General features: G+C 43.6%; 13 protein-coding genes. 8 read left to right on the top strand and 5 right to left on the bottom strand.

The window, feature by feature from the left end; all coding sequences use genetic code 11:
• The first annotated feature begins 181 nt into the window (after positions 1-181).
• Entirely contained in the window at positions 182-2,329 is a 2,148-nt protein-coding gene (locus K9M52_RS11680) for a thioredoxin domain-containing protein (protein WP_224068612.1), read from the top strand.
• Positions 2,330-2,377: 48 nt separating this feature from the next.
• A complete protein-coding gene (locus K9M52_RS11675) occupies positions 2,378-2,644 on the top strand; it encodes a hypothetical protein (RefSeq protein WP_224068611.1) in 267 nt (88 codons plus the stop codon).
• A 46-nt stretch (positions 2,645-2,690) separates the two neighbouring features.
• On the opposite strand, the gene uvrC is transcribed toward K9M52_RS11675, so the two are convergent.
• A complete protein-coding gene (gene uvrC, locus K9M52_RS11670) occupies positions 2,691-4,493 on the bottom strand; it encodes an excinuclease ABC subunit UvrC (protein WP_224068610.1) in 1,803 nt (600 codons plus the stop codon).
• Positions 4,494-4,777: 284 nt separating this feature from the next.
• Between uvrC and K9M52_RS11665 the strand changes: the two genes are divergently transcribed.
• From K9M52_RS11665 to K9M52_RS11655, 3 genes are read left to right on the top strand one after another with little or no spacing between them, the layout of a single operon-like run.
• A complete protein-coding gene (locus K9M52_RS11665; RefSeq protein ID WP_224068609.1) occupies positions 4,778-5,395 on the top strand; it encodes a hypothetical protein in 618 nt (205 codons plus the stop codon).
• 14 nt (positions 5,396-5,409) lie between these two features.
• The gene (locus tag K9M52_RS11660) at positions 5,410-5,703 is read left to right on the top strand and encodes a winged helix-turn-helix domain-containing protein (RefSeq protein ID WP_224068608.1); all 294 of its coding nucleotides are present in this window, start codon (positions 5,410-5,412) and stop codon (positions 5,701-5,703) included.
• A gap of 50 nt (positions 5,704-5,753) precedes the next feature.
• A complete protein-coding gene (locus K9M52_RS11655; RefSeq protein WP_224068607.1) occupies positions 5,754-7,262 on the top strand; it encodes a DUF4153 domain-containing protein in 1,509 nt (502 codons plus the stop codon).
• Positions 7,263-7,407: 145 nt separating this feature from the next.
• Here K9M52_RS11655 and tpiA read toward each other — a convergent pair whose 3' ends face one another.
• Together tpiA and K9M52_RS11645 are read right to left on the bottom strand one after the other, a co-directional pair.
• Positions 7,408-8,169 (bottom strand): triose-phosphate isomerase, encoded by a 762-nt coding sequence (gene tpiA, locus K9M52_RS11650; RefSeq protein ID WP_224068606.1) that lies wholly within the window; start codon positions 8,167-8,169, stop codon positions 7,408-7,410.
• Positions 8,170-8,236: 67 nt separating this feature from the next.
• Positions 8,237-9,499, bottom strand: a complete 1,263-nt coding sequence (locus tag K9M52_RS11645; protein ID WP_224068605.1) for a putative sugar nucleotidyl transferase — start codon at positions 9,497-9,499, stop codon at positions 8,237-8,239.
• Positions 9,500-9,677: 178 nt separating this feature from the next.
• Between K9M52_RS11645 and K9M52_RS11640 the strand changes: the two genes are divergently transcribed.
• Positions 9,678-10,829 carry a serine hydrolase domain-containing protein gene (locus tag K9M52_RS11640; protein WP_224068604.1) on the top strand — a complete coding sequence of 384 codons (1,152 nt, stop codon included), beginning with the start codon at positions 9,678-9,680 and terminating at the stop codon, positions 10,827-10,829.
• Positions 10,830-11,045: 216 nt separating this feature from the next.
• Here the strand turns inward: K9M52_RS11640 and xerD are convergent, their stop codons facing one another.
• A complete protein-coding gene (gene xerD / locus K9M52_RS11635) occupies positions 11,046-11,948 on the bottom strand; it encodes a site-specific tyrosine recombinase XerD (protein WP_224068603.1) in 903 nt (300 codons plus the stop codon).
• Positions 11,949-12,032: 84 nt separating this feature from the next.
• On the opposite strand from xerD, the gene K9M52_RS11630 reads away from it, so the two are divergent.
• Entirely contained in the window at positions 12,033-12,614 is a 582-nt protein-coding gene (locus tag K9M52_RS11630) for a YkgJ family cysteine cluster protein (RefSeq protein WP_224068602.1), read from the top strand.
• A 55-nt stretch (positions 12,615-12,669) separates the two neighbouring features.
• Complete coding sequence (manA, locus tag K9M52_RS11625) at positions 12,670-13,902, top strand: mannose-6-phosphate isomerase, class I (RefSeq protein ID WP_224068601.1); 1,233 nt, start codon at positions 12,670-12,672, stop codon at positions 13,900-13,902.
• A gap of 110 nt (positions 13,903-14,012) precedes the next feature.
• Here the strand turns inward: manA and K9M52_RS11620 are convergent, their stop codons facing one another.
• Positions 14,013-14,789 (bottom strand): L,D-transpeptidase family protein, encoded by a 777-nt coding sequence (locus tag K9M52_RS11620; protein ID WP_224068600.1) that lies wholly within the window; start codon positions 14,787-14,789, stop codon positions 14,013-14,015.
• Positions 14,790-14,888 lie beyond the last annotated feature (99 nt).

The following is a 14,888-nucleotide window of genomic DNA, read 5'->3' as shown; positions in this document are numbered from 1 at the left end:
TGTGCCCAATGCCCCAGCCATCCGCAACACCACTGGAGCCGGAGTGTTCTTGACGGAACTATAATACACGGATACCAAAACGCTTTATTCCTATTAAAATGGCGTAGCTTCGTAAGCATAAACTTGAAAGGCGGCCTTAAATATGGCAAAAATCATATTTATTGCGTAAAGCAGACAATCCATGGAACAAACATCTCACAATAATATTAATAAGACACCTAATCATCTCATAAATGAAACCAGTCCCTATCTTTTACAGCATGCCTATAATCCTGTAGAGTGGTATCCATGGGGAGAAACGGCTCTACAGCGAGCCCTGCAGGAAAATAAACCGATCCTGATCAGCATTGGCTATGCAGCCTGTCACTGGTGTCATGTGATGGAAAGAGAAAGTTTTGAGAATGTGACAGTGGCTGCCTACATGAACAAGCACTTTATAAATATTAAAGTAGATCGGGAAGAAAGGCCGGACCTGGACCATCTCTATATGGATGCAGTGCAGGCCATGACCGGTCAGGGCGGCTGGCCCCTGAATGTCTTCTTACTGCCGGATATCCGACCTTTCTTTGGTGGCACCTATTTCCCCCCAAGTCGTGTCTATCAGCGCCCCTCCTGGCAAGAAGTGCTCGAGAGTGTGGTTCACGCTTTCAATGAGCAACAGACGGATCTATTAACCCAGGCAGGCAACCTTATCAACCATCTGGAGCAACAGAATTTACCATTAACGCTTAGGCAACGGTTAACGGACGCTCCTGACGAAAACAACAAATCAGTTTTGGATCAGGCCGGGGAAATACGGGCAGCCGTCATGCAAACAGCAGATACACGTTGGGGTGGTTTTGGCCATGCCCCGAAGTTTCCCCAAAGCCTAGCCATTCGATATTTGCTGAGAGATTATTACTACACCGGTAACGAACAGAGTGCTCAGCAGGCACTGCTGAGTCTTGACAAAATGATCCAAGGTGGTATTTATGATCAGATCGGAGGTGGCTTTGCCCGCTATAGTACGGATGAAAAATGGCTGGTACCGCATTTTGAGAAAATGCTTTACGACAACGCCTTGATTCTGGAAGCCTTGACAGAAGCCTGGTCTCTAACAGGTAATCCTGTTTATGAAATCACGATCCGGCAGACGGTAGATTTTCTAACCCGGGAAATGCTCCATACCGGAGGCGGGTTTTACGCGGCTCTGGATGCGGACAGCGAAGGCATAGAGGGCAAATATTACGTTTGGCAAAAACAAGAAATCGAGCACATTCTGGGCCCAGAAGCAGAGCTTTTCTGTCTGGTATATGATGTAGAAGAACGGGGAAATTGGGAGGATAGTAATATCCTATGGCTGCCGCAGAGTATTCAAGAGGTGGCGCAAAACATTAAAATTCCTCCTTCATCACTGTTAAAGGTCATTCAACGATGCCAGCAAAAACTGCTGAATGAAAGAATCAAAAGAGAGCCGCCAGGTAAAGATGATAAAATCATTCTTGGTTGGAACGCAATGCTGATCACCGCCCTTTGCAAATGTGGCGCATCATTAAATAATCCGATATACATCCAGTTAGCAGAGAATTGTTATCAATTTCTGGCGACTCATCTATTGATAAAAGATACAGGAGGGAAAAATTCCTGGCGTCACCACTGGAATAAAAAGGTTGCTGAATCCGGCGCCTTTTTAGATGATTATGCCCTGCTAATTCAGGCACTGATAGAATTGAACGCTGTCACAGGTAAACAGGATTACCTGTATGCAGCAGCGGATCTCACGAAAAATGCTATTACGAACTTTAGTGATGAACAGAAAAATTTCTTTTATTATACCGACGGGCAGGCCGGCGCACTAGTGAGGAAAATAGACACCTATGATAATGCAACGCCCTCTGGCAATTCCGTAATGGCGGATAATCTATGGCGTCTGTCTATTTTACTGGATAAATCGATCTGGCGGGAAAGAGCGGTCTATATGATAAAAGCTATGGAACCGCTGTTTAGCCATTATCCGACCTCTTTTGGTTATTGGGGCACACTTTGGCAGAAGGTGGCTTTTGGCACCCCTGAGATTGCTGTAATAGGAGAAGATGCTGCATCCCTGGCACAGGAAATATCAAAGCACTATATTCCCGGCGCATTAATACAGCAAAGTAGTATCGCATTGGCGGAATTACCATTATTAGCGGGTAAAAATGTGCCAAAGGGCCAAAGCTTTATTTATCTTTGCCAGGACTATCATTGTAACCAACCCGTTACGGAATCTGAAGCGTTACTGAATAGTCTGATCAAAAGCGGTGTTCATCCCCGGTTCTCCAATAACAATGCAGGTCTGGCAACCCGATAATTGACTGGAGTACGCCGACACGAATCCGCCAGCAATAAAACATAAGCAATGAAACAATACAGAATGCCTCTTATATTGGGCTGTATCGCATTAATTCTGGCAGGGTTATCCCTGATCATTGGCGTCATTGAATTGATTCAAAAAGGCATGACCACCAATACAATGTTTGCAGCGATTATCTTTGTGGCTGGTTCCCTTTCAGGCTTTAACCTTATGCGCTTACACCGTCAGCTTAAAAACAGAAAGCCTCCTGCCAACAAAGCGGATGTAGACGCCACCGCTACAGCAGCTAATGAGGCGTCTGATAAAAGTTGACCCTGAGTAGTATATTGACAGCTTGCAGCGAGACATTGATGAAATGCTAAGGGTGGAAGTATTGCCAGATCTTCACCGCCTTAGATATCCCTACTTCAGCAGTTAACTCTCTTTCTGTCAGCTGGCGAATCTGCTTGACTGAACGAAAGCGCTTAAGTAGCTGACTCGCAGTGGCCTCTCCGATGCCGGGAATAGCCTCCAGTTCATTTTTAAAAGTGCCCTTTGACCTTTTATTGCGATGAAAGGTAATGCCAAAATGGTGTACCTCATCTCTGATCCGGCGTATCAGATTAAGTGAGGGACTATCCCAGGGGAGTTTCAGGGATTGTGTATCTCCGGGAAAGAAAAGTTCTTCTTCATTTTTTGCGAGACCGACCAAGGTCATCTTACCATTTAAACGAAGTTCGTTGATGGCTTTCATCGCAGCACTTAGCTGCCCTTTCCCTCCGTCAATAATAACCAACTGAGGTAAGGGTAGACCTTCTCGCGTCAGACGACTGTATCTTCTGGATACAGCCTCTGTCATGGTGGCAAAGTCATTGATCCCCTCTACAGTCTTAACATTAAAATGACGATAATCCTTTTTACTGGGCTGCGCGTTTTTAAAGCAGACCATCGCCGACACCGGATAAGATCCCTGAAAATTCGAGTTATCAAAACATTCAATATGCACCGGCAGCTCAGGTAAGGAAAGCTGTTCCTGTATCATTCTAAGTGCCCTTTCATCTTCTGCGGTTGCCTGGGACTCGAGTAACAATGTCTTTTTCTTCTTAAGTTCCATCCGGAAGTAATTAACATTCTTCTCGGATAGTTCCAGTAACTTCTTTTTCTCTCCTGCCTTGGGAACAGTGATTTTAATATCCTGATCCGGAAATTCCAGAGCCGTTGCGAGTACAATCTCCTTACTGTTGCTGTTAAACTGCTCTCTGAGATTAGCAATGGCAAACAATAATACATCCTCCTCACTTTCTTCAATCTGCGCCAGAAGTTCCACAGTATGAGTATGTATAATAGTACCGTTTTCTACCATCAGGAAATTAACATAGGCGATTTCTTCCTGCTTCCAGATTGAAAAAACATCCAGACTCCCGAGATGTGCATTAACAATCGTCGATTTTGCCTGATAATTTTCCAGGTCGGCGATCTTTCTGCGGACGATCTCCGCTTTTTCAAATGCCATATTCTCGACGTGGCTCTTCATTTCTTCCCTGAAATGCTGCACTACTGGGCCCAGATTGCCTTTTACAATTTGGCGGATCTGTTGTATACTTTCGTCATAATCCTCCCTGGTTTGCAAACCTTCACAGGGCCCTTTACAATTGCCCAAATGATACTCAAGACAGACCTTAAACTTTCCATTTTCGATATTGGCTTTAGTCAGATTTAACTTACAGGTTCTAAGCGGTATATTTTCCTTGATCAGGTCCAATATTTCCCTGACCCTCCATACATTGGTAAAGGGACCAATATATTCTGAGCCATCCTTTATTTTGTTGCGGGTCAGGTAAATCCGTGGAAAAGGCTCTTTTTTTATGACAATATAAGGATAGGTCTTGTCATCCTTAAGCATAATATTATACTTAGGCTGGAACTGCTTGATGAGGGAGTTTTCCAGTAAAAAGGCGTCTTGCTCTGTATCCACAATCGTAAATTCTATATGCCGAATACGCTGTACCAGCTCATGCGTTTTGTAATTGCTTAGGGTTTTATTAAAATACGAACTCACACGTTTACGCAGATGCTTGGCCTTTCCTACATAAATCAGCAGGCCCTCACCATCGAAGTATTTATAGATACCTGGAAGTTTAGGGATACTGGGTGCGATCTCAAGAAACTCTTCTGAAGTCATGTCGCAAATTTACACAAATCCGGCGGAGTAAAAACCAATAGAAACTTGGGTTACATGTTGGATCCCAATGTACAATAACATCGGTGTCTTCGGGGGATTACGAAGAAAAAGCAGATATGTTGACAACCTATTTTTTCAGAAAAGGGTCTTAAGAAAAACAACCATAACACATAAGAGATTGGCTAGCAATTATAATTGGGCAATTAGTATGCCCCATCCATATTGAAAAATAAATTTTGTTGAAAAGATAATTAGTATTTACTTTGTATCTCAAAGTACTTTTTATGGCAGCAGAAAAATATCAAGACGATCTTACCGCCATTCGTTCCATGATGGAACGTTCTTCCAGATTTATTTCACTGAGTGGGCTTTCCGGTGTGGCTGCCGGACTGATCGCACTCGTTGGCGGTTGTTGGGCATTATATCTTTTGCATCAACAGGGAAGAGATTACCTGACTGCTTCCGAGATGGCTTATTCCACTGCCTTTTTTACACAATTATTTATTACGGCACTTTTGATCCTGATATTAGCTATTGCTGCAGCCGCTTATTTTACAGTACGCAAAAGCAAACGATCCGGCCTGAAGATATGGACATCTGCCACCCGGCAACTACTGGTCAATTTATTCATACCGCTCATTATCGGTGGCATTTGTTGCCTGGCATTATTCTATCATGGTCAGCTGCAACTCCTCGCTCCTGCCACCCTTATATTTTATGGTCTGGCGCTGATCAACGCCAGCAAATACACTTTCCAGGAAATCTATTATTTAGGACTGTTGGAAGCCTGTCTGGGATTGATCAGTTGTTTTTTGATCGGATACGGACTGATATTCTGGATCGTTGGTTTTGGGGTGCTTCATATCATCTACGGTATTTTGATGCAACGGAAATATCGTTAAATTTGCGGCTGATCATGATTAATATTCAATCACTTAATAAGGAATTTGAGAGTCGGGTACGCCTGGGAATAATGAGTATACTCATGGTCAGGGAATGGGTGGAATTCAAGGAGCTTAAAGAACTCCTTGAAATCACTGATGGTAACCTTGCCAGCCATGCAGGCGCCCTGGAGAAAAATGATTATGTTGAAGTCCGCAAAGAGTTTGTCGGGAAGAAGCCCAGAACGACTTATAATGTTACCAGATTAGGCAGAAAAGCATTCACTGATCATTTAACACAATTAGAGAAACTGATGCGTCAATCATAATTTTTTTATCATTATACTTTGCAACTCAAAGTACTTTTAAAACAATAAAAATGAAAATCAAAAGAAAACTACTGATATTTCTTGTGGGCCTCTTCAGTTTTGTGGTGCTCTTCTACAACAGAGAACCCGGTTTGAATGTTTTTATCTTCTGTGCTATTGCCTGGCTATTGGCAATAATAAGTCTGGACGGATTTAAAGCATTCAAATCTGATACCGGTTTTTGGGCATTAAGCCTTGCTGTCGGCCTGACGGCGGGTGCATTTACCTATTATGGAGATCCGGGTTCGATGTTTTGTCTGCTTTTGAGTTTTTATGCCCTGGGTGTTTACCTGACGGATCGAAAGTTCCAGATAATCCTATATCCGTTATTGCTGGCCTATAGCTTTGGAACTTTTATTGTACGGATATTCTTCGTGGACAGATGGATTCCCCAACGGAGTCACCTGTTCCGGCCCGATATAGACAAAGAGCCTGAGAGAACTGACAGCAACGTTATTACATCTGATATCTTGTTCACCCCCACGAAACCCAGTCATACAATTTCCTGGGTCCGGACCTGGTTGCTTCCGATAATAATCGCGATCTTTTTTTTGGTGGTTTATATGTTCAGCAGCTCAATGTTCGCAGATGTATTGACTAAGCTGCTCCCTGATCTGGACTTCGGGGTGATATTTGCGCTGTCTCTACTTGGTTTTTTCCTGCTATTCAATTTTATGTATCTGTTACCCATCCCGTGGTTGTATACAATCAATGAAAAAGTACTTGGCTGGGATACCCGGCGCGATGAAACTGCCGGGGAGAATAAACAGACTGCCGCTCACCAAAAAGGGGCTATTATAACGCTTTCATTGCTGATTGCACTGCTGATTCCTTTTCTATTAATCTATGGGTATGAACTCTATCAGGGTATTCACGCAGCGCGCCTCAGTGCAGCCGTTCATGAACAGGTCAATTCTGTCATTCTTTCCATTGTTATGGCTGTAGCAGTTATCATGTATTATATCCGGCCGGATCACCCTAATACTGTCCGTAACAAAAAATCAAGATTATTGCGAAAACTGGCTTACTGCTGGGTTATTTTAAACATTATACTGGTTGTCTCCGCAGCTCTGCATAATACTGTTTATATACAACGCTATGGATTAACCCTGCTCAGAGTGGGCGTGTATATTTTTCTCTTATTATCGATGATCGGGCTTTATTTTACCTATAGAAAAATTAGAGATCATCAAAGTGCCGGTTATCTTGTATCAGTCATGTTTAAAATTATCTTCGGGACCATTATATTGAACAGTACCGTTAATTGGAGCGCGATTGTCACACGGTATGATTTGGCTTATATGGCAACACCAGATATCGCATATTTAAGTAACCTGGACTATAATGTGCATATACTTTACCCCCATTTAAAATCAGATCCCAAATTAAAAAATATTCCCTACCGGGACAGGTATCTGAAATCTTTAAAAGACGAAGTCAAGTTGAATGCCTCATACCCGATTATATCTGCAGCGCTATATTACAAATGCGCGAACAGACAAATACTGCGGGGTCAATAAATAAGTCTGAACGGTGTCAGACCACCAAATAATACCCTCTTAAATCACATGGGGTACTTATGATTATCTTACCGTTTAATCATAAGTACCCCATGTTTCCTAATATCATTAATAAAAAAATCCTCTTTTAATTCAGCCAAGTGTTTTAGCTTAAGGCATCAATAATAGCAACAAAATCGTCTGCCACCAGGGACGCGCCGCCTACAAGGCCTCCGTCAATGTCCGCCTGACCAAAGAGTTCTTTAGCGTTGCCCGGTTTGACGCTACCGCCGTACAGGATCGATATCTGATCCGCTATTTCCTGTCCGTACTTACCAGCCAGATGATCTCTCAGAAATTTCTGGATCTCCTCCGCCTGTTCACTGCTCGCTGTCTTACCGGTGCCGATAGCCCAGATGGGTTCATAAGCGATAATGATCTTGGTTATCTGATCAGCGCTCAGATGAAACAGAGACTGTTCTAACTGTGTGGCCACGAATTCATTTTGTTTACCGCTCTCCCTGATTTCCAGAGATTCGCCCAGGCAGAAGATCGGTGTGACATTACTCGCCAGTGCAATATCTACTTTATCCGCCAGGAACTGATTGGATTCTCCAAAATACTCTCTCCTTTCGGAGTGGCCAATCAAGGTATGATAAACCCCCACAGACTTAAGCATTTCTACGGAAACTTCTCCAGTGTATGCGCCTGAAGTCTTGGAATAGATATTTTGAGCCGAAATATAGACATTTTGTCTGTCGCCTACGATCTCTTTTGCGGCCTGCAAATAAGGAGCAGGAACGGCAAAGATGACGGCATGTCCTTCTCTGACGGAAGTAGATTTAGACAAAATATGACTTAACAGATCCTGGCCTTGTTGCAAGGTCAGATTCATTTTCCAGTTTGCTGCTGCAATTTGTGTACGCATATTCAATTTTTGTTTAATCAATATATAACTGAGATGATGGAATGGGCCTGTGACAGGGTTTTCCCTGTTATCTGGCCTGGCCAAAGATATGATGCAAAATTCGAATTTCCCTATCAGTAAGGGTGCTCCCCTTAAATTTCCTCCATTGCCCGATATGCTGAATGGCTTTTTCCAGCTGATAGGTATCCAGATCATGCCCCGTGCCCCATGAGAAATCCGCCACGAGCCTGGGTGGCATCTGCTGCCCGAAAAGATGGCAACAGAGGCCGATGCTAGAGCCTGTAGTGAGCTGTGTCCCGACGCCCGTGCGGGTATAGTCACCTACCAGTGCCCCAAACTTCAAACCAACTTTTCTGTAGTTTTGCGATGCATAATCATATAACCTTACTTCGCCTGCGGTATTTTTGAGATTACTACCGCCACTTCCGGCCCCGAAATTACACCAGGCTCCGATGATAGAATCGCCTAAATAGCCCTCATGTCCCTTATTGGACCCCTCATGAAAGATAACATTCTTGATTTCCCCTCCTAAGACACAGTCTGCTCCCGTAACAACAGGGCCGTAGATCCGGGTACCCATTTTAATAACGGAACGATCACCTAAATAAAGGGGGCCCCGTAGCATGGAACCTTCCATAACAGAGGCATCTTTTCCAATGCAAATCGGACCGCTTTCTGTATTCAGCAAAGACATTCTGACAATGGCCCCTTCCTTAATGATCACCGGATGATCCCCTGTAATCCGGTTGCTCTTGTCTAGAGGCTGACTTTCTCTGCCGGTCGTCCCCTCCATTATATCTGTAAACGCCGCAACCGACATACGTATGCCGGCCCCCTGCCACTTCAATAATTGCTCCGGTGTACTTAGATAAATATTACCTTCAGGGATAGTCCAGGTGATATTCTGGCCTTCCAGCAGCGCTGCTAAAGCAATATCGGCGTCTGTACTGTTAAAAAGGCAGGTTCTTACCGCTTCGGTAGAAAGGCGCTCTTTTATGCAGACAGCGGCAATCCCATCTGTCTTCTCAACGTTTATTCCTTTCAGCTTAAAACCAACCCCCTTTTTATCCGAATGGTATTTTTTTAGCAAGGTCCTCATCTGGCCTGGATAAGACGCCCCGTGCACAAGTATGTCACCAGGCTCCATGAATGCTGGAATAGTTGTCTGTAAATAATCCTCTGTCAATATATGGATTATTTCTTCGTTATAATGCTGCCACCAGAATGCAAGCTCATACCCGCCCAATTGCAGGTCTGCAACATTTTTGTTTCTGGTCAGAGGATAAAAGCGCTGCCTCAACTGCAGGGTCTCAAATAAGTATATCGCCATATTAGGCATGAAGTTCCGTAATAGGCCTTTATCTGACAAATTTTTCTGCCCGGCCAGACTTGCTGAAAGCGGCACGCTCAAATGCTAAAAAAATCTTATTTTCCGGCCGTGGCGCGGAACTTGTTAACGAGCGAATATATTTCTGTTATTTTTGTCCAACTCAAAAAAATCAATATTTGTGAAAGTACTTTTTCTCTTAATTATATCAGCTAGTTTATTGTTGTCCTGCGGAGCCACCAAGGATAAAAAGCCTAAAAAAGAGAAAAAGGAGCCTGGTATTGTGCTCTATCCAGCTGATTCTTCTTATTTCAGGCCGCTCACAGATGCCGAGAAGAATCATTACAAAAACGAAGTGGAAGCTGCCTACCATAAGATACTGGGACCGTACTTCAATGGAGCCATCCTGGTCGCGAAGAATGGTCAGGTCGTATATGAGGATTACAAGGGTATTGCTGACTTTAGAAAAAAGACCCCTATCACAATTCATACGCCCATGCACTTGGCATCCATTTCCAAGACATTTACCGGTATGACCATCTTACATCTCTGGGAGACCGGTAAGCTTTCCCTGGATGACGATCTGCAAAAGTATTTTCCCAAATTGCCGTATTACGGCATTACGATCAAGATGCTGCTTTCCCATAGGACAGGCTTACCCAACTATGTATATTTTATGGAAAAGGGGTTTGACCGGCAGCGAAAAGCTACAAACCAGGACGTCATCAACTTCATGATGGTGAATAAGCCCAAAATAACAGCGAAGCCTGACAGAGCATTCCAATATTGTAATACCAATTTCCTATTATTGGCTTCTATTATAGAAAAAGTCACCAAAATGCCTTTCCCGGAATATATGAAAGACAGTGTTTTTATGCCTTTGGGCATGCAAGACACCTATGTGTTCTCCACTAAAGATACACTCAATTATATTCCGACCTATAGGGGGAATCGGCCTTTCCCAATGACGAATGTAGATTGTACTTATGGCGATAAAAACGTCTATAGTACAGTCAGGGACTTGCTGCTATGGGACCGAAGCCTCTATGCCCATACGTTCCTGAAGGCCTCTACGCTTAAAATGGCCTTCACTCCTCAAAGCCACGAACATCCTTCCATGCATAACTACGGGCTGGCATGGCGCACTTATTTTAATCCCAGAACCGGAGATTCTATTATTTATCATAATGGATACTGGCATGGCAGCAATACGGTTTTCAACCGTATTGCGCAGGATACCGCAACCATTATTCTATTAGGAAATAAATATAACCCCAACAACTATAATGCGAAGAAGCTGACCCGGATCTTCACCGGAAATGTGGATTACTAAAGCGTCCGTACCGATCAACAATCGGACCGTTTCAATGTAAAGTAGTATGAGAGAAGGTCTCGCGGCCATTTTTTGATGCCATGGACGCAATGGCCATTCACAAACCATTTGACGCATGCCTCAGCCAGCATACGGATTCCTACCTGCTAAGCTTGCAGTATCTTATCCTAGCCTTTCAGCAATGGCCCCCATTACGGTAAGCCCCGTCCTGCTTTCCTATTTCTTAAATGCCGGATGAAAAAGCTCCAGGGTTGACTTCAGGAACTGTTTATCCAGATGCGTATAGATCTCCGTTGTCGTAATGCTTTCATGTCCCAGCATTTCCTGCACCGCCCTGAGATCTGCCCCTCCTTCTACCAGATGTGTAGCAAAAGAATGACGTAACGTATGAGGAGATATATTCTTCTTGATGCCTGCGGCTTTAGCCAGGTCCTTAATAATCAGAAACACCATCACCCTTGTCAGCGGCTTACCTCTTCTGTTCAAAAAAACAAAATCTTCATATCCCGCCTGAATCACGCCTGTTCTCCTTTGCCCTTCCAGATAAATATTCAAATAATGAATCGCTTCGCTTCCTATAGGAATCAATCTTTCCTTATCTCCCTTGCCAATCACTCTGATAAACCCCGTATCTAAAAACAGCCAGCTATTACGCAATGCCACCAGTTCGCTGACACGCAGCCCGCAACTATACATCACCTCCAACATGGCTTTATTTCGATGACCTTCCGGCCGGCTCAGATCAATAGCTTGAATCATCGCTTCGATCTCCCCGAAAGAAAGCACATCCGGTAGCTTTCTGCGCATTTTTGGTGCTTCCAATAAAGTAGTCGGATCAATACTGATCAGATTCTCAATTAATAAATACTTGTAAAAGCCTTTTACTCCGGATATCAGCCGGGCCTGTGAGGCGGGCTCCAGCCCTAATTCTGCCACATACTTGATAAAGCCTTGCAGAACCTCCAGACTGAGCCCTTCGGGAGGCACGGCTATTCCCTGCATCTCCAGATAGCTAGTCAGTTTACGGATATCACGCAGGTAGGCCTCCACTGAGTGATGACTCAGTGAGCGCTCCAGTTGCAGGTAGGCTGCAAAACCTTTTATAGAAGAGTCCCACATTATTGGCAAAGTTATTTCAAAATCTTAGGTTTGTAAGACTATTCATACAATTGGATATCCGGTCATTGTCTCAACCGCAGAAAAATGGAAAAAATAGATTTAAAGGCCTTTGCTATAAAGGCAGAAGAAAAGAAAAAAGCATTTCGTCGTTTTATCACCAAATGTGAAAAAAAACCACCCAAAAACCTGAACAGCTTAGCTATCGAGACAGACAAAGAAGTTTGGCAGGAAATTGATTGTACCAGCTGTGCCAATTGCTGTAAAAAAATGACGCCGACTTTTACACCTAAAGACATTAAACGCGCTGCCACTTTCCTTCATATGACGCCGGCCGCCTTTAAGGCAAAATGGCTGATAAAGGAAAAACAGGACAAAGATTGGGTGAATCGTCAACAACCCTGTCAGTTTCTGGACCTGTCCACAAACCTCTGTACGATCTACGAGGCCCGGCCAGACGACTGCGCTGGTTTTCCCCATCTGGCGAAGCAAAAGGTCAAAGATTATATTCACATCCACCGTCAGAATATGATGTATTGCCCGGCCACCTATAGATTTGTAGAACTGCTTAAGCAAAAACTGAAGACCTTTCCGGATAAAAAAGACCTTTCCGGCTTGAAAATTATCGGCAAGGGCAAAAAACGGAAATCCCCTGTACGTTCGGTATAGTGACAGAACCTTTGTATTTTTGCGCCATTAAACATCATTTCATCTTTATCAGCATATGTCCGGTAAAAAAATATTTCTCCTGAACGGTGTTGTCAGGAATTACAGTTGGGGTGGCGAAGTATTTATCCCCCGTTTATTGCATTTAGAAAATAAAAATCACGAACCTTTTGCCGAATATTGGATGGGAGCCCATCCTTCCGCTCCGTCCACAATAACGATCGGAGCGCTGAAGCATCGACTCAACGAGCTCATCGCGGCAGATCCGGAAAAATATATCGGCCATACCGTGCTTGGTAAATTTGGCGAACTCCCCTATTTATTTAAAGTACTGGATGTAAAGGAAATGTTGTCTATTCAGGTGCATCCTTCTAAATCAGAAGCTGAAAAGGGATTCGATAAAGAAGAGGCTTCCGGTAAGCCCATTACTGATGCTACCAGAAATTATAAAGATCGTAATCACAAACCAGAGGTGATGGTCGCAATCAGTGATTTCTATTTACTGCATGGGTTTAAAAAAGAGGATTTGCTGCGTAAAACCCTTAAAGAGACGCCGACTCTTACCCCATTATTGACTGTATTTGAAAAGTCTGGCTATAAAGGCCTATATCAATACGTAATGGAACTTCCCCAGGAAGAGGTGGATCATTTTCTGACACCGCTGGTAAAAGCAGCGCTGGCCGCAGAGGCGGGGAAAAATGAGCCGGCTTATTGGGTGAGCAAACTCTATCCCAATGGCATAAGTGAGACCGGGCCATTAGTCAATATCGACCGGGGTATTTTCTCCATTTATTTTTTCAATATCGTTTTTGTAAAGCCAGGACAGGCTGTATTTCAGGGGGCAGGCGTCCCGCACGCGTATCTGGAAGGACAGAATGTAGAACTAATGGCCAATAGCGATAATGTACTCAGAGGGGGCCTGACGCCCAAACATATTGACGTACCGGAATTACTTAAACATACGATCTTCGAAGGCATTGAACCTAATATCATGGAGGGGGACCAGATCACACCAGGCACCTGGAACTACCCCTGTCCGGTCGGCGATTTTGGTATACAGAAGATTGATCTCCACGCAGAAGGTGAGACCGAAGGTAAAAGCACCTCGGGAGAAATCATTCTTGTTATGGATGGCGATATCCGCATACAGCAGGCGGAAGCGTTATCAGATAACAGTTTACATCTGTTTAGAGGAGAAGCCTGCTACATTCTCCCTGGTACCAGGTATTCACTAGGTAGTAATGAAGGAGGGCAGGCCTATAAGGCATTTGTACCTGCACCTCAATCCTGATCACAATCCTAAAAAAACAGAGGTCCTGTTTGCGTTTGATCGCAAACAGGACCTCTGTTTTTTTATTCCGCTTTTATACAAAGTAATTGACGGCAATACAAGAAAAACGGCTAGTTCAGGATATTATAATTTCCTTTAAGATCCACACCTATCAGCGGAACTTCATGATGCTGCTCAAAATAATCATAGATAGGTTTAATATTAGCTGTGAAATGCTGTAGATCTACATCATTAAACGTATACTTGGTATAATAGGTCAGACTTTGTTCATTGTCAAAGCGGATAGGAAATACATGTACGGGGATATAACTCTGACCGCTTAAGCGTGCGGCGGTAGCCATCAGGTATACTTCATCAACCTGGTCATTCTGTAAAGGAATACAACCCACGGACACGCAATTTCCATGAATATAAATACCTCCACCAGGCTTGACTTTATCACTTAGCAGCTTATCAGATTCATTGGGGTAATTAAGCTTCAGTGAGAGATGGTATTCACTCCGTGGATTAAATCCCGAAATATAATAAACGCCTTCGGGCACCTGATAATCACCTTCAATTCTTTTAGGGCCGATCGTTCCGGCCATTACACAAACCTTATAGGTTTTGAAAAGCTTAAAAGGTTCATTATCACTATTACGCGCCCAGACTTCCAGCTGGCTATCATATTTAAAGGAACGGATATAAATTTCCCTGGCTGGCCAGATAAGTCCTTTTTTTGCAAATTCCTGACGCAACATCCCTTCTTTTCTTAAGAGTTCAGTGGTGATACCGGGAGAAGTGCCTGCTTGCTGGGCAATAGGGCCCTGTGCCTGTGTGCCTGTTGAAAATACACATAATCCTACTACTAATACAGATGCGAATAATACAAACCAGTATCTTTTCATTGCTGAAGGTATATTTAAAAAATGGACAGGATGCAAAACTGATATGCTATCACATAGTCAGTCAAACATTAACGTCAAAAATAACCATTTCTGCCTGAT

The sequence above is a fragment of the Arachidicoccus terrestris genome (genome assembly GCF_020042345.1).
GTDB classification, from domain to species: domain Bacteria; phylum Bacteroidota; class Bacteroidia; order Chitinophagales; family Chitinophagaceae; genus Arachidicoccus; species Arachidicoccus terrestris.
The sequence above is the reverse complement of the archived record's forward strand: the minus strand, read 5'-3'. Positions and strand labels throughout refer to the sequence as shown.

Excerpts from the sequence above, each read along its gene's own strand:
- K9M52_RS11680 (WP_224068612.1), top strand. The coding sequence starts at position 182 with ATGGAACAAACATCTCACAATAATATTAATAAGACACCTAATCATCTC.
- K9M52_RS11675 (WP_224068611.1), top strand. The coding sequence starts at position 2,378 with ATGAAACAATACAGAATGCCTCTTATATTGGGCTGTATCGCATTAATT.
- uvrC (WP_224068610.1), bottom strand. The coding sequence starts at position 4,493 with ATGACTTCAGAAGAGTTTCTTGAGATCGCACCCAGTATCCCTAAACTT.
- K9M52_RS11665 (WP_224068609.1), top strand. The coding sequence starts at position 4,778 with ATGGCAGCAGAAAAATATCAAGACGATCTTACCGCCATTCGTTCCATG.
- K9M52_RS11660 (WP_224068608.1), top strand. The coding sequence starts at position 5,410 with ATGATTAATATTCAATCACTTAATAAGGAATTTGAGAGTCGGGTACGC.
- K9M52_RS11655 (WP_224068607.1), top strand. The coding sequence starts at position 5,754 with ATGAAAATCAAAAGAAAACTACTGATATTTCTTGTGGGCCTCTTCAGT.
- tpiA (WP_224068606.1), bottom strand. The coding sequence starts at position 8,169 with ATGCGTACACAAATTGCAGCAGCAAACTGGAAAATGAATCTGACCTTG.
- K9M52_RS11645 (WP_224068605.1), bottom strand. The coding sequence starts at position 9,499 with ATGGCGATATACTTATTTGAGACCCTGCAGTTGAGGCAGCGCTTTTAT.
- xerD (WP_224068603.1), bottom strand. The coding sequence starts at position 11,948 with ATGTGGGACTCTTCTATAAAAGGTTTTGCAGCCTACCTGCAACTGGAG.
- K9M52_RS11630 (WP_224068602.1), top strand. The coding sequence starts at position 12,033 with ATGGAAAAAATAGATTTAAAGGCCTTTGCTATAAAGGCAGAAGAAAAG.
- manA (WP_224068601.1), top strand. The coding sequence starts at position 12,670 with ATGTCCGGTAAAAAAATATTTCTCCTGAACGGTGTTGTCAGGAATTAC.
- K9M52_RS11620 (WP_224068600.1), bottom strand. The coding sequence starts at position 14,789 with ATGAAAAGATACTGGTTTGTATTATTCGCATCTGTATTAGTAGTAGGA.